The sequence below is a fragment of the Mannheimia indoligenes genome, from assembly GCF_036880405.1.
GTDB lineage: Bacteria > Pseudomonadota > Gammaproteobacteria > Enterobacterales > Pasteurellaceae > Mannheimia > Mannheimia indoligenes.
Map to the genome: position 1 here is coordinate 38216 of NZ_JBAJJM010000004.1, position 14575 is coordinate 52790.

A 14575-nucleotide genomic window follows, 5' to 3' on the forward strand; every position below is an offset into this window, starting at 1 on the left:
AACTAAAAAGGATACAATATGAATCTTAATACTTATTTTTCGGACGAAAGCAAATTTCGTTCGCTGATTTTACTTTCCCTTTTCCACATTTTTATTATTACCATCAGTAACTATTTAGTGCAGATTACGTTTGAAATAAAAGTGCCATTTACTGATTGGGTGATTCCGACTACTTGGGGAACTTTCACTTTCCCGTTTATTTTCTTAGCTACCGATTTAACTGTGCGAGTGTTTGGGGCTGAGCTGGCTCGAAAAATTATTTTTCTCGTAATGTTGCCTGCGTTGCTTATTAGTTACATCATTTCAGTGTTGTTCTTTGAAACCGAATTTCAAGGCTTTGCTGCTTTATCTGAATTTAATCTTTTTGTTTTCCGAATTGCATTAGCTAGTTTTAGTGGCTATGTGGTTGGACAATTTCTGGATATTTTTGTATTCAACCGTTTACGTCAAGGCAAAAGCTGGTGGCTTGCTCCAATGTGTTCGACCATTTTCGGCACATTAATCGACACTTTCGTCTTTTTCGCAGTGGCGTTCTATAAAAGTAGTGATGAATATATGGCGGAACATTGGTTTACCATCGGGTCGGTAGATTACGCGTTTAAACTTTTTGTGAGTTTATTACTGTTCTTGCCGCTTTATGGTGTTGTATTAAATTTCATTATGAAAAAATTAGATTTGAAATAGAAATTATTCTGTGAGGGTTTGGGGATTATGTCGAAAAAAGGTATAATCCCCATAATTTTTTATATTTAGAGAACAAAACAATGAGCAATATTCCATTAAGAAATGAAGAAGAAATCCAAAAATTACGTGAAGCCTGCAAATTAGCCTCAGATGTGCTGGTGATGATCACGCCGTATGTTAAAGAAGGCGTGAGTACAGGTGAATTAGATAAAATTTGCCACGACTATATTTTAGCGAATGGGGCAACTTCTGCGAGTCTTGGTTATCACGGTTTTCCAAAATCCGTATGTATCTCGCTAAATGAAGTGGTTTGCCACGGTATTCCGAGTGATGATAAAAAACTGAAAAAAGGCGATATTCTAAATATTGATGTAACGGTAATTAAAGATGGCTACTATGGCGACAATTCAATGATGTATGTGGTAGGCGAGCCAAGTGTGCGTGATAAACGCTTAATGGAAGTTACTCAAGAATCCCTTTACATCGGCATTCGTACGGTAAAAGCAGGTATCCGCTTAAAAGAGATCGGCACCGCAATTCAAAAGTATGTGGAAAAAGAGGGCTTCTCTGTTGTGCGTGAATATTGCGGACACGGTATCGGCACCGAGTTCCATTGCGAGCCGCAAGTCGTGCATTATGCAGCAGACGATGGCGGTGTTGTGTTAAAAGAGGGAATGGTTTTTACCATTGAGCCAATGGTCAATTCAGGGAAAAAAGAGATCCGTTTAATGGGCGATGGTTGGACAGTAAAAACCAAAGACCGCAGTCATTCTGCTCAATACGAACATCAAATTGTGGTAACTAAAGACGGTTGTGAAGTGCTAACAATTCGTGATGAAGAAATTCAAGCCGGGCGAATTAGTCGTGTGATGCAAAATGTGTAAAATTTTGAGAAATAATGACCGCTTGTAATAGCAAGAGGGATTAAGTTTTAACTTAATCCCTTTTATTATCAGCTAGTTATCGTTATTTTGCTTTCGCTTGTGCTCGTTTTACCCACACAGCTGAAATAGTGAATGCGACAACAAATGAAATCACCATACCTACAGAGTACATTGCAAGGCTGTCCGGTTTGATTGATGGAATACCTAAGAAACCTGCCGCACCTAAAGCAATGGCTTTTACATTAAAGAATGCGATAAATGCACTTGCTAAACCTGAGCCGATCATTGCCGCAATGAACGCTTGGCGATAACGCAGGTTCACCCCGAACATTGCAGGTTCGGTAATGCCTAATAATGCTGAAATACCGGACGGAACAGCTAAGCCACGCACTTTAGCATCTTTCATTGCGAACGCCACACCTAAACAAGCCGCACCTTGTGCAATGTTAGACATTGCTGCAATTGGGAAGATGAATGTACCACCGGTTTGTGCCACTTCAGCTAATAATTGCGTTTCTACCGCAATAAAGGTTTGGTGCATACCGGTAATTACGATCGGAGCATAGAATGTTCCGAAAATTGCTCCACCGATAAAGCCTAAGCTGTCATATAACCAAGTTAAACCTGCTGAGATTGCTGAACCTGCTTCACGTCCGAATGGACCAATTACCGTAAATGCTAAAATACCTGCGATGAATAATGACATCATTGGCGTAACAAGGTTATCTAAATAACTCGGCACAAATTTACGGAAGGTTTTTTCAAGGGTTGCTAATACCCACGCAGAAATAATCGTTGGAATAACAGTGCCTTGATAGCCGACTTTTTCGATTTCTAAACCAAATACATTCCAATATGTGATTTTTCCTTCCATTAAGGTTTTTGCATAGTTCCAACCGTCCGCAAGTGCCGGGTGAACTAATAACATACCAAGAGCAGCCCCTAAGAATGGGTTGCCACCGAATTTGCGAGTTGCGGAGAAACCAAGAAGTACAGGTAAGAATACGAATGGTGCATTGGCAACGGTGTTAATGAAATCCACTAAATCTGCGATAGCAGGATAGCGACTTACTACAGATTCACCTTCCCAGAAGAAGCCAACCGCAGTAAGCATTGAGTGAATACCCATTAACAAACCGCCCGCTACAATTGCCGGAATGATTGGCACGAAAATATCCGCTAAGCCTTTCACTAAGCGTTGTAACAACGGCTGATTTGCCGCTGCAGCAGCCGCAACATCAGAGGTACTCATATCTGAACCGCCCATCTGTTTTTGCATTTGAGCGTGTACTTCATTTACTGTGCCTGAACCAAAAATAATTTGGTATTGACCTGAAGTAGAGAATTGACCTTTTACGCCTTCGATATTTTCAATGCCTTCTTTATCAATTTTTGATTCATCAGAAATAGTTAAACGTAAACGGGTTGCACAGTGGGCAAGAGCTGTAATGTTTTCTTTTCCGCCTAATTTTGCAATCGTTTGCTCGGCAATTTTTGCATAATTCATAGTTAGTACCTTTTGTGTAATTGAACACCGATATTTTAACTAAAACGGTTTAGCTAAAAAAGGAAAGATTGAAAATTTTTCTAAATTTGTGATTAAGATCACATTTTTGCTAAATAGGGGAGAGATCAGAAATAATGTTCCCATTTGAAACTGTAATCACCCGATTAAACAAAAACAAACTTTCTTCTAATTGGTGAGTTACCATCAGCAAAGTTAAATTTCGGCTTTGGCAAATATCTAGTACGATTTGTTGTAATTCCTCTCTGCGTTTTGGATCGAGGGCAGAAAAAGGTTCATCCAACAATAAAATCGGTTTATCACGCAAGAGTGTGCGAGCAAGTGCAACACGTTGCTTTTGTCCGCCTGAAAGTTGATCAGCTTGTCGGTGTAAAAATTCCTCAAGCCCCATTTGACGGGCAATTTGTTTGACTTGCAATTTCTGCTCTTCATTAAGTGAGAGGCTTGGCACAAGGGCTAACCCAATATTTTGTTCCACTGTTAAATGCGGAAAAATATTGTTGTCTTGGAATAACATAGAAACAGGGCGTTGTGCTACTTCGGTGTGAGTATGATTTTCTTGATTTAAGAACAATTCGCCTTTTTCAACTTTTTCAAATCCGGCAATTAGGTTGAGCAATGTACTTTTGCCCGCACCGCTTTCACCAACTACCGCAATGCGTTCGCCTTTATGAGCGGAAAGTTGAAAGTGCATTTTCATCTGTTCATAAGTAAAGTGAAGATCAAGTTCTATCATATTTTGTCCTTTATACATAAAAACGGCAGCAAGGCGAATAACATTAGCATTAATGCAGTAACGGCGGCATCTTCGGTTCTGTAGTTTCCGAGTTGTTGATAGAGCAAGTAGGGTAGCGAACTAAAATCACGATTGCCAAAAAAGGCAATCACGGTGAAACTGCCTAAACTTGAAGAGAATGCTAATGCAAAGGCGGTTGCAAGCGGTCGAATTAGCTGTGTTTTTTCCACAATCCACCAGCGTTGAAAGCCTGTTAGCCCTAAGCTGTGAGCCAGTTTATCGTGGCTTGTTAAACTATTCCACATCGCAGAAAAGAGCATCGGGTAGATAAAAGGGAGCAACGTTAAGCCATTGCATATACCAACTAAAACCAGTAGTTCCGATGTGGAGAGGTTTTGGTTCATCAGTAAAATAAATAAACCAACGGATAACAAAAAGATTGGTAGCACTAACGGATAAATCGCTACACTGCCTAAAATACTGTGAGCGAGTTTGGCTTTTTTATAGAGCAGTTGGCGAGCTTCTAAGGCAATAAGATAACTTATTCCAATTACCACAAAAGAGGCAATCAGGCTTAAAACCAAAGAGAACTGTGCCGCTTTCCATAATGCCGGATTGAGCAATCGCTCACTGAATTTTGACACACTAATGCCAGCCCAAACCACGCTTACAAGCGGTAGAATTATTGCAAAACTTTGCAAAAAAATGACCGCTTGTAAAAGCAATTTTGCTACACCAGTGGGCTTTGGCTTCCAAATCTCTACTCGGTTAGGTTGTTGTTTCAGTTGCTTCAATGCTGAAGTAGAAATTCGGCTCATCACAAATTGTAAGCCGATACCTACAACAAATTGTACCGCGATTAAGATAATCGCTTTTGCAAAATCAAACTCAAAAGTAACCGCTTGATAAATAGCCACTTCAAGCGTGCTGTATTTCGGGCTGCCACCGAGCATTAATACTATCGGAAAGCTGGTAAAGCAAACGAGAAATACTGTCATAAAAATATAAGGAAACAGCGTTTTGATAACAGGTATTTCTACAATATTGATGAAATTCCAGCCCTTTACATTTAATTGAGAGGCAAGTTGAAAACGGCTACTTGGGATAAGGTTTAATCCGCTGATGTAATATTTCATCACAAAAGGAATGTTGAATAAGCTGTGAGCAATAATAATGCCGTGTAAACCATATAAATTAAATTGCCATTCCAAGCCTATAGAGTGAAAAAATTGTGCCAGCCAGCCTGAATTGCCAAATACACCAATGACCGCAAAGATAATGACGAGTGAAGGTAATGCCCAAACAAAAGAGATGGTTTTATAAAGTAATTGCTTGCCTTTAAAGTCTAAATAGAAAAAAGATCGTGCTAAAAGACCGCCTAAAATAAGTGAAATGACGGCAGAAAGGATAGCTTGAAGCGAACTATAAGCGAGAATTTGCAGTACATCAGTACCGGAAATCAAAGTGTTGTTTTGTTGATATCCGAACAATGCCCATAAGCTAAAGCCATAAAGTGCAATAATGCCAAAGTAGATAAACCACGCTGTTGTTTTGGTTAATTTGCCAAGCATATTGCTCCAATGTTGAAAATTAAGGAAAAGTCGTGTGGAAATTATTGTAACATTTCCATTTGGCAGTATGCTAGAATCTTGATATTTGACAAATGATTTTTAAATTAGCTCAAAAAAATAGCAATTTTTTAGGTTAACGCAACAAGTTTTTCATTTTTTTAGCGTGTGTTTAATTTGAATTTGTAGTAAAGTTGCGAGCGAAATCGATTTGATTAAAACATTTTTTTTTAACTTTCAATTTATAAGAGGAATACATTATGTACTCAAAAGATGTTGTTATCACAGCTCCGAATGGTTTACACACTCGTCCGGCAGCTGAATTTGTTAAAGCAGCTAAAGGCTTTGCATCTGATATTACCGTTGCTTCCGGCGGTAAAAGTGCAAGTGCAAAGAGCTTATTTAAATTACAAACATTGGGTTTAACTCAAGGTACTACAATCACTATTTCTGCTGAAGGCGAAGATGAGCAAAAAGCAGTTGATTTCTTAGTTGATTTGATTCCTACTTTAGAATAATTTTTTTACTCTCGGATTAAAATTTATACCACTTTATTGCAGCGAAACGCTGCAATAAAGTGTTTTGCTATGCAACACCAGACGATTTATCGTCTTACATAAGGACACGATTATGATTACAGGTATCGCAGCTTCCCCCGGTGCAGTATTTGGAAAAGCATTGGTTTTAAAAGAAGAGCCAATTGTATTAAATACTCGCAAAATTGATGAAAGCGAAGTTGAGACTGAAAAAGCGAAATTCTTTGAAGGACGTGAAAAAGCAGCAGCACAATTAACAGCGATTAAAGAGAAAGCCCGCCGAACGTTGGGTGAGGAAAAAGAAGCGATTTTTGAAGGTCATTTAATGATCTTAGAAGATGAAGAGCTTGAAGAAGAAATTCTGGGTTACCTGAGTGATAATCTTGTTACAGCTGATGTTGCAGCAAGTAAAGTGATTGAAATGCAAGCGGCAATGCTTGCGGAAATTGATGATGAATATTTAAAAGAGCGTGCGGGTGATATTCGTGATATCGGCAATCGTTTAGTGCGTAATATTTTAAATATGAATATTGTAGATTTAGGCGATATACAAGATGAAGTTATTTTAGTGGCTTACGATTTAACCCCTTCTGAAACGGCACAATTAAATTTAGATAAAGTATTAGGCTTTATTACGGATATTGGCGGTCGTACCTCTCATACTTCGATTATGGCTCGTTCATTAGAGCTTCCTGCCATTGTGGGTACGAATAATGTTACTTCTTTAGTCAAAACCGGTGATTTCTTAATTTTAGATGCGATTAACAACGAACTCCATTTAAACCCATCAGAAGAAAAAATTGCAGAATTTAAAGCCTTACAAGAGAAATTAAAGGCTGAAAAAGAAGAGTTAGCTAAATTAAAAGAATTACCGGCTCAAACATTAGACGGTCATAAAGTTGATGTGGCGGGTAACATCGGTACAATCCGTGATGTAGATGGTGTATTGCGTAACGGTGGCGAAGCGGTAGGTTTATACCGTACTGAATTTTTATTTATGGATCGTGCTCAACTGCCGGGTGAAGAAGAGCAATTCCAAGCTTACAAAGAAATTGTAGAAGCGATGGGCGATAAGATGGTGATTCTTCGTACTATGGATATTGGTGGCGATAAAGAATTACCGTACCTTGATTTACCAAAAGAAATGAACCCGTTCTTAGGCTGGCGTGCTGTGCGTATTGGTTTTACCCGTCGTGAAATTTTAGATACTCAATTACGTGCGGTATTGCGTGCCTCTGCCTTTGGTAATTTAGCGGTAATGTTCCCAATGATTATTTCGGTAGAGGAAATCCGCTTATTAAAATCAATCGTTGAAGAGTTAAAAGATCAATTACGTAATGAAGGTCATTCATTCGATGAAAATTTAAAACTCGGTATTATGGTGGAAACGCCATCAGCTGCGGTAAATGCTCGCCACCTGGCGAAAGAAGCTGATTTCTTTAGTATCGGTACAAACGATTTAACTCAATATACGCTTGCGGTAGATCGCGGTAATGAGATTATCGCTCACTTATATAATCCATTAAGCCCATCAGTATTAAACTTAATCAAGCAAGTGATTGATGCTTCACACGCAGAAGGTAAATGGACAGGTATGTGCGGCGAGCTGGCTGGCGATGTACGTGCAACGGCATTATTGCTTGGTATGGGCTTAGATGAGTTCAGTATGAGCGGTATTTCTGTGCCGCACGTTAAGAAACTCATTCGTTCAATTAATTTTGCCGATGCAAAAGCACTCGCTGATGAAGCCCTTGCTCAGCCAACGGCTGCGGATATTGAACGTTTAGTTGATGCGTTTTATCAAAAATTAAACTAATTTCAATTATTTAGCATACAAATACAAAATTCTCGTATAAAATATACGGGAATTCTGTAATATCTGAGGGAGATTTTAAGATGGGTTTATTTGATAAATTATTCGGTTCAAAACAAAAAGAGAGCCAAGAAATCAAAATTTATTCACCATTAACCGGTGAAATTGTCAATATCGAAGATGTACCGGATGTAGTTTTTTCTGAGAAAATCGTAGGCGACGGTGTGGCAATTCGTCCTGCTGGTGATACGATTGTTGCACCGGTAAATGGTACAATTGGTAAGATTTTTGAAACTAACCACGCATTTTCTATTGAATCAGAAGAAGGCGTTGAGTTATTCGTTCACTTTGGTATTGATACCGTTGAACTAAAAGGCGAAGGCTTCTCTCGTTTAGCTCAAGAAGGTCAAACTGTAAAAGTAGGCGACCCAATCATTAAATTTGATTTAGCCTTACTTGAAGGTAAAGCAAAATCTGTTTTAACACCGATCGTGATTTCAAATATGGATGAAATCAGCAACTTATCTAAATTAAACGGTCAAGTTGTTGCAGGCGAAAGCGTTGTTTTAACCTTAACAAAATAATGCTAAAATAATGAATAGAGCCACGATATTAAAAAATCGTGGCTTTTTTATTTGCTGAATATCAGATTTATGCAGATTATTTCTAGATAAAAAATAGGCTACAGGGTAAAATATGCCACAAATTTTGCGTAAAGGGTTTATTTTGAGTACAAAACAATAAATTACTTTACGCTTTTCTTTTCTAACTAATTGATATATCTATTATTTTTTAACTATGGCTAAATTACATATTACCACTTGGGGCTGCCAAATGAACGAGTACGACTCGTCTAAAATGGCGGATTTACTCAACTCTACACACGGTTTTGAGCTAACTGAAAATCCGGAAGATGCAGATGTTTTATTACTGAATACTTGTTCTATTCGTGAAAAAGCACAAGAAAAAGTATTCTCTCAGCTTGGTCGTTGGAAAAACTGGAAAAAAGACAAACCAAACCTAATCATTGGTGTGGGTGGTTGTGTTGCTTCGCAAGAAGGAGAGCATATTCGTGATCGTGCTCCTTATGTTGATATTGTATTCGGACCACAAACCCTACACCGTTTACCTGAAATGATTAACCAAATTCGTGGCGGTAAAAGCTCAATTGTGGATATTTCTTTCCCGGAAATTGAGAAATTTGACCGCTTGCCAGAGCCCAAAGCGGAAGGTCCAACTGCTTTCGTGTCAATTATGGAAGGTTGTAACAAATACTGCTCATTCTGCGTTGTGCCTTACACACGTGGTGAAGAGGTTTCACGTCCGGTAGATGATGTATTATTTGAAATTGCACAACTTGCTGCTCAAGGTGTGCGTGAAGTAAATTTACTCGGTCAAAACGTAAATGCTTATCGTGGTGAGACTTTCGATGGTGGTATTTGTACTTTTGCAGAATTGCTACGTTTAGTGGCGGCGATTGATGGTATTGACCGCTTGCGTTATACCACCAGCCACCCGATTGAATTTAGTGATGATATTATTGAGGTTTACCGTGATACGCCTGAATTAGTCAGTTTCTTACACTTACCGATTCAAAGTGGCTCAGACCGAGTGCTGACGATGATGAAACGTAATCACACTGCATTAGAGTATAAAGCGATTATTCGCAAATTGCGTGAAGTTCGTCCTGAAATCCAAATCAGCTCAGACTTTATTGTCGGCTTCCCGGGTGAAACGGCAGAAGATTTTGAGCAAACAATGAAAATCATTGAGCAAGTAAACTTTGATATGAGCTTTAGCTTTATCTATTCGGCTCGTCCGGGTACACCGGCGGCAGATCTGCCTGATAATGTCTCAGAAGAGGAGAAAAAAGAGCGTTTATCACGTCTACAACAACGTATTAACCATCAAGCAATGCAGTTTAGCCGTTCAATGCTTGGAACTGAGCAACGTATTTTGGTAGAAGGTCCATCGAAAAAAGATTTAATGGAACTCACAGGACGTACAGAAACCAACCGTGTGGTGAATTTTGTGGGTACGCCGGATATGATTGGCAAATTTGTAGATGTGAAAATCACCGATGTTTATACTAACTCCCTGCGTGGCGAGGTAATCCGCACGGAAGAGGAAATGGGATTACGCGTAGTGGAATCAGCTGAAAGCGTGATTGCTCGCACTCGTAAAGAAGACGAGTTAGGTGTTGGCAAATACGTTGTCAATCTGTAAAAAAATTACGTTTTATGACCGCTTGTAGCTATAATACAAGCGGTTATTTTTTTAGATTTTTTTGCAATTTAAGGCATCTTAAAATGCAAAAAGTAAGTGAAATTGAACCGCTTACAATTTATAATAATTCATAGCTAAATCGTTTTAGCTAAAAGTTGAATGATATAAAGAGAAAAAATTATGAGCAAGATTTGGGTAACAGGCGATGCCGTTGTAGATTTAATTCCAGATGGCGAAAATCACTATTTAAAATGTGCAGGTGGTGCACCGGCAAATGTGGCGGTAGGTGTTTCTCGTTTAGGCGTTGAAGCAGGTTTTATCGGGCGAGTGGGTAACGATCCGCTTGGTAAATTTATGCGTGAGGTGCTACAAGCTGAAAATGTTTCTGTCGAGAATATGATTTTAGATGACAATCACCGCACTTCAACGGTTGTAGTTGGCTTAGATAATGGCGAACGCAGTTTTACCTTTATGGTTAATCCAAGTGCAGACCAATTTTTAGAAATTGGCGATTTACCTGAATTTAGTCAAGGTGATTTCTTACATTGTTGCTCAATTGCCTTAATTAATGACCCATCACGCTCTACTACCATTGAAGCGATTTGCCGAGTAAAACAAGCAGGTGGTTATGTTTCATTTGATCCAAATTTGCGTGAATCCCTCTGGAAAAGCCTTGATGAAATGAAATCGGTAGTCAATTCAGTGGTTTCAATGGCAGATATTCTCAAATTTTCGGAAGAAGAACTGACATTACTCACCGATACCGATTCTTTAGAAGAGGCGACCAAAGCAATTACGGCACAATATCCTGAAAAATTAATTATCATCACCTTAGGCAAAGATGGGGCAATTTACCACTTCAGCGGTAAGAGCCAAATTGTGGCGGGTAAAGCATTAAAACCTGTTGATACCACAGGGGCTGGCGATGCTTTTGTCAGCGGATTATTAGCCGGTTTAGCCAACACGCCGGATTGGAAAGATGAAACCGCTCTAGTTGAGGTTATCCGCAAAGCAAATGCCTCCGGTGCGTTAGCCACCACCGCAAAAGGGGCGATGTCGGCTCTGCCGAATAAAGCAGAGTTGGACGCATTTTGGGCAGAATAGTTTTATTTTCCCCTCTCCCTGATTTTTCTTCTGAACGAAGAAAAATCGGTCCCTCTCCCACAAGGGGAGAGGGTAACTAAACAGGAAATCCCTATGCACATTTTCAATAACGGAAAATACAAAAGCCTACACGCTCAAAGCGAAGGCGAATTAAATACTCTTCGCCAAACCGTACTTTCTGATCTTAATTTCTACCCAACTTACCATCTTGCCCCTGAAACAGGCTTATTCAATGATCCAAACGGTTTACTTTTTGATGGCAAGAACTACCACATCTTTGCTCAATGGTTTCCTTACGGTGCATTGCACGGAATGAAGCATTGGCAACATTTTATGACCGAAGATTTTCAAACCTTTGAAAAAGGGGAGTTATTAATCCCCGATGAATTGTTTGAATCACACGGTTGCTATTCCGGTGGAGCGATTTTATGGCAAGGCAAAATCGTGGCTTTCTATACGGGTAACACCCGCCGCCCTTCTGATAACGCTCGAGTTCCACATCAAAATATTGCGATTTTTGATACTTCAGGCAAATTGCTTGAAAAACGTTGCATTATTGACCAAGCTCCTACAGGTTATACCGAACACGTGCGTGATCCGAAACCTTACATTACGGCGGAAGGAAAAATTCGTTTTGTACTTGGAGCTCAACGTGAGAATTTAACCGGTACGGCGTTAATTTATGAAATGAATGATCTAAATGACACACCTCGTTTAGTTGCCGAACTTGATGTGAATGGTTTTGATAATAGCAATGTGTTTATGTGGGAATGCCCGGATCTATTTAGGCTTAGTGGAAAAGATCTGTTTGTTTGGTCGCCACAGGGTAAATTGCGTGAAAGCCATCAATTTCAAAATAACTATCACGCCACTTATGCGGTGGGGCAGTTAAATGGTAATAGTTTTAATGCCGAGCATATTGAAGAATTAGATTACGGCTTCGATTTTTATGCACCACAAACGGTGGAAAATTCGGATCGCATTATGTTTGGCTGGGTAGGCTTACCGGATCTCACTTATCCAACCGACAAATACCAATGGCATTCAATGCTGACAATGCCTCGCAAACTTTCCTTACAAAACGGTAAAGTGGTGCAACAACCCATTGTGAATTTAGGCGAGCAACAAGCGGTCGAAATGTCAGAAAATGTTGCAATTGATGATTTAGATACTGCTTATTTGCAAATTTCGGTAGAAAATCAACCGCTTGTATTAGATTTTTTCAGCAATGAACAAGGGCAAAAGCTCACAATCCGTTTTGAAAACGGTGTATTTAGCTTAGATCGTAGCCAAAGTGAGCAAACAGAGTTAATGGAAAAGTTTGGTACGGTTCGTCATTGTAAAATCGAAAAATTAGATACGCTGGATATTTTCTTTGACCGCTCTGTAGTGGAAATTTTCCTCAATGGTGGCGAAAAAGTGCTGACCTCTCGTTTCTTTATCGCTAACCGTGAAAATAGCGTGAAAAGCTCTCGCCCTCTCCAAGCGAGAGTAGCAAAAGTAATACCAATTAGCGTAGAATAAAACAAAGTGGGCGGGAAAGCCCCAAAATGATAAAGAGGAGAAAGTGTGAAAAAACGCTTAACGCTAAGCGATATTGCAGAGCTAAGCGGTGTGTCTAAAACCACCGCGAGTATGATTTTAAACGGGCGGGGCAATGATTTTAGAATTAAACCTGAAACTTGCCAAAAAGTAAAAGAGATCGCCAAAAAACACGGCTATCGAGCCAATGTGTATGCAAAGTCCTTACAAGCTCAACGCACGAATGTTATTGGTTTGGTCATTCCTGATTTAACCAACTACGGCTTTGCTTTAACGTCCAAAACGCTGGAAAAATTATGCCGTGATAACGGGCTACAGCTTGTAATTGCTTGCTCTGACGACAGCTTTGAAGGTGAGAAAAAAGCGATAGAACGTTTGTTGGATAGGCAGGTAGATTTGCTCATTACCGCACCTACTCACCACGAGCCGAGCTACTATAAAAGTATTACTCAATATACCCCAATGTTACAGCTAGACCGTTATATTTCCGGGCTAGATGTGCCATCTATAACCAGTAATGATACCGAAACAATCAGTATGTTGGTGGAAAATATGGTCAGAGCTTATCAGCCAACTGAATTTTTCTATTTGGGCGGTCAGCTCTCGTTCTCACCGAGCCAAAATCGTTTGAAAGGCTTTCGTGAAGGATTGATGCAGTCGCATTTGGACTTTGATGAAAATTGGCTGCTGCACAAAGATTATCAGCCTGAATCGGGTTATCAGATGTTTTCGCAGATTGTAGAAAAGTTAGGACGACTGCCTGAAGCAGTATTTACCGCCTCTTTTACCTTGCTTGAGGGGGTGATGCGTTATTTAACCGAGCATCGACAAATGGATAAACTCTTAACCCAAGAACTCCATTTAGCTACTTTTGACGATCATCATTTATTGAATGCGTTGCCGTTTCATATTCACTCGATAAAGCAAGATCATCAGCAGATCGCTGAGCAAACATTTAACTTAATTCAGCAAAGATTAGCTCAAAAGAAAGTGGAAAGTGTGAAAGTGGATTGTGAAATTTTATGGCGGAAATCAATTTAAAAGGAAAGTTATGGCACATTTTTACGAATATTTAGAATTTAATAGCGATGAAGATCGTGAAAATCAGTTAGAAGTTTATATTGAGGTAAAACTAGAGCCGGAAACCGAAGAGAAGCTGAAATCCATTGGCGTGCAAGGCGATTGGCTTGTGATAGCAGAACCGCATTGCCCCGATTGTGTCGAAGTAGTCGCTTATTTTCAACGAATGGCAAAACTTAATCTCAACATCAAGGTTGAGTATATTGCTTGTAAAGAAGCCCAAGAAGCAAAACAATTTAAGCACGATGAACAGCTACAAGCGGTCATTTCTGAGCAAAAAATTCCCACGATTTTTGATGTGAGTAGCAGCAAGATTGAGATGGTATTATCGGAATTTCCTCAATTTTTAAAAGATAAAATTGAAGAGCAGCCAGAGCAATCCGATCAATTAATTGCTGATTTCCGAATGGGTAAATTAGGGAAAGAGGTTGAGAAAGAATTGTTGGCGGTTTTAACGAAAGTTAAATAATTCCCTAAATTCCCCTAACCATAATTGCAGAACCTACCTAATTTCTGTATAATCTGCAATCTTTTTATGAATAAAAATGAATATATCTTTGGAGTAAATTTATGGCTCGTGTAACCGTACAAGAAGCAGCGGAGAAAATTGGCAACCGTTTTGATTTAATCTTAATTGCTGCACGTCGTGCAAGACAATTACAACTTCACACGCGTGAGCCACTTGTGCCTGAAGAAAATGATAAACCAACCGTTATCGCATTGCGTGAAATTGAAGAAGGTTTAATTACCACTGATATTATGGATCAGTTAGAAAACCACGAGTCTATTAAACAAGAAGCGGCAGAGCAAGAAGCGATTTCGTTTTTAACTGAAATGAGCAACGAAGCGTAATTTTATTTTTCGTCAAGAGAGAATG

General features: G+C 39.3%; 14 protein-coding genes. 11 read left to right on the forward strand and 3 right to left on the reverse strand.

Features of this window, described 5'->3' with window-relative positions; all coding sequences use genetic code 11:
• Positions 1-18: 18 nt before the first annotated feature.
• A complete protein-coding gene (locus V6W77_RS02820; RefSeq protein ID WP_025236719.1) occupies positions 19-684 on the forward strand; it encodes a 7-cyano-7-deazaguanine/7-aminomethyl-7-deazaguanine transporter in 666 nt (221 codons plus the stop codon).
• A gap of 80 nt (positions 685-764) precedes the next feature.
• Positions 765-1568 carry a type I methionyl aminopeptidase gene (gene map, locus V6W77_RS02825; protein ID WP_283386816.1) on the forward strand — a complete coding sequence of 268 codons (804 nt, stop codon included), beginning with the start codon at positions 765-767 and terminating at the stop codon, positions 1566-1568.
• 82 nt (positions 1569-1650) lie between these two features.
• Here the strand turns inward: map and V6W77_RS02830 are convergent, their stop codons facing one another.
• The 3 genes from V6W77_RS02830 to thiP all read right to left on the reverse strand — a co-directional run bounded on the left by V6W77_RS02830 (position 1651) and on the right by thiP (position 5400).
• Positions 1651-3075, reverse strand: a complete 1425-nt coding sequence (locus V6W77_RS02830) for a sucrose-specific PTS transporter subunit IIBC (protein WP_334235236.1) — start codon at positions 3073-3075, stop codon at positions 1651-1653.
• A gap of 109 nt (positions 3076-3184) precedes the next feature.
• Positions 3185-3829, reverse strand: a complete 645-nt coding sequence (gene thiQ / locus V6W77_RS02835; RefSeq protein WP_334235235.1) for a thiamine ABC transporter ATP-binding protein — start codon at positions 3827-3829, stop codon at positions 3185-3187.
• Positions 3826-5400, reverse strand: a complete 1575-nt coding sequence (gene thiP / locus V6W77_RS02840) for a thiamine/thiamine pyrophosphate ABC transporter permease ThiP (protein WP_334235234.1) — start codon at positions 5398-5400, stop codon at positions 3826-3828. The genes thiQ and thiP overlap by 4 nt, the downstream gene beginning before the upstream one ends.
• 257 nt (positions 5401-5657) lie before the next feature.
• Here thiP and ptsH point away from each other — a divergent pair, with 257 nt between their 5' ends.
• From ptsH to rpoZ, 9 genes are all read left to right on the forward strand, one after another.
• Complete coding sequence (gene ptsH / locus V6W77_RS02845) at positions 5658-5915, forward strand: phosphocarrier protein Hpr (protein WP_025216575.1); 258 nt, start codon at positions 5658-5660, stop codon at positions 5913-5915.
• Between the two features lie 112 nt (positions 5916-6027).
• A complete protein-coding gene (gene ptsI, locus V6W77_RS02850; protein ID WP_334235233.1) occupies positions 6028-7749 on the forward strand; it encodes a phosphoenolpyruvate-protein phosphotransferase PtsI in 1722 nt (573 codons plus the stop codon).
• Positions 7750-7829: 80 nt separating this feature from the next.
• On the forward strand, positions 7830-8330 hold the full coding sequence (gene crr / locus V6W77_RS02855) for a PTS glucose transporter subunit IIA (protein WP_283386821.1): 501 nt from the start codon (positions 7830-7832) through the stop codon (positions 8328-8330).
• Positions 8331-8544: 214 nt separating this feature from the next.
• On the forward strand, positions 8545-9972 hold the full coding sequence (gene miaB / locus V6W77_RS02860) for a tRNA (N6-isopentenyl adenosine(37)-C2)-methylthiotransferase MiaB (protein WP_025236712.1): 1428 nt from the start codon (positions 8545-8547) through the stop codon (positions 9970-9972).
• Between the two features lie 180 nt (positions 9973-10152).
• Positions 10153-11076 carry an aminoimidazole riboside kinase gene (locus V6W77_RS02865; protein WP_334253727.1) on the forward strand — a complete coding sequence of 308 codons (924 nt, stop codon included), beginning with the start codon at positions 10153-10155 and terminating at the stop codon, positions 11074-11076.
• 93 nt (positions 11077-11169) lie between these two features.
• Positions 11170-12600: a glycoside hydrolase family 32 protein gene (locus tag V6W77_RS02870; RefSeq protein ID WP_334253728.1), complete on the forward strand. Its 1431-nt coding sequence runs from the start codon at positions 11170-11172 to the stop codon at positions 12598-12600.
• Between the two features lie 45 nt (positions 12601-12645).
• A complete protein-coding gene (locus V6W77_RS02875) occupies positions 12646-13659 on the forward strand; it encodes a LacI family DNA-binding transcriptional regulator (protein ID WP_334253729.1) in 1014 nt (337 codons plus the stop codon).
• A 10-nt stretch (positions 13660-13669) separates the two neighbouring features.
• Complete coding sequence (locus V6W77_RS02880) at positions 13670-14167, forward strand: thioredoxin family protein (RefSeq protein ID WP_334229627.1); 498 nt, start codon at positions 13670-13672, stop codon at positions 14165-14167.
• A gap of 101 nt (positions 14168-14268) precedes the next feature.
• Positions 14269-14550, forward strand: coding sequence for a DNA-directed RNA polymerase subunit omega (rpoZ, locus tag V6W77_RS02885; RefSeq protein ID WP_025216583.1), 282 nt, complete (start codon positions 14269-14271; stop codon positions 14548-14550).
• The last annotated feature ends 25 nt before the right edge of the window (positions 14551-14575 follow it).